Genomic DNA, 788 nt, shown 5'->3' on the forward strand with positions numbered 1-788 from the left:
GAGCATTTTCAAAAAGCCGCAGAGCAAGGCCATATTGATGCCCAACTCTACCTTGCGGCGTTGTATGAATCAGGCTTGGGTGTGGAGCAATCTTGGCCAAAAGCCATTCACTGGTTTAAATCTGCCGCCACACAAGGCAGTTTGCCAGCGCAATATCAATTAGGATTGATTTATGAAAAAGGGGAAGGTGTCGAACAATCACGCTCAGAAGCCTTGCACTGGCTCACGTTAGCCTCGGAACAAGGTGAGGCCGATGCACAACATCAACTCGGCTGGCTGTATATGGAAGAAAGTGAACACAGTCAAGCCTCGGCACAATCAGCACTCAAGTGGTTTCAAGCCGCGGCCGAGCAAGGGCATGCTTCTGCGCAGAACATGTTGGGTTGGTTATATGAAAATGGCGCTGACGGCCACCCCAACATGGCAGAAGCCATCAGGTGGTATCAAGCCGCCGCAGATCAAAACAATGCTTATGCATTGAATAATTTGGGCTGGTTTTATTGGCAAGGTAAAGGGGGCAAAGTCGATAAAGAAAAAGCACTCAGCTACTTTACGCAAGCTGCCGAATTAGGGGATAACGATGCTCAGTTGAATTTAGGATTGATTTATTTTCAAGGTGATGGTGTGCCGATCTCTATTGAGCTGGCACAAAAATGGTTTATGCGTGCCGCGGAACAAAATAATGCCTATGCTCAATACAATTTAGGTTGGCTGATCCAAAAAGGCCAAGTGGCGCAAACCTCACACCATGCTGCACGTTATTACTTCCAGTTGGCCTGTGATAATGG

The 788-nt window shown here is 47.6% G+C and carries 1 protein-coding gene; it reads left to right on the forward strand.

Going from position 1 to position 788, the window contains the following annotated elements; all coding sequences use genetic code 11:
• Positions 1-788, forward strand: a 788-nt coding sequence (locus AC3Z9T_RS21390; RefSeq protein ID WP_490128065.1) for a tetratricopeptide repeat protein, incomplete at both ends; no start/stop codon positions are given.

The sequence above is a fragment of the Providencia sp. 6390 genome, assembly GCF_058148425.1.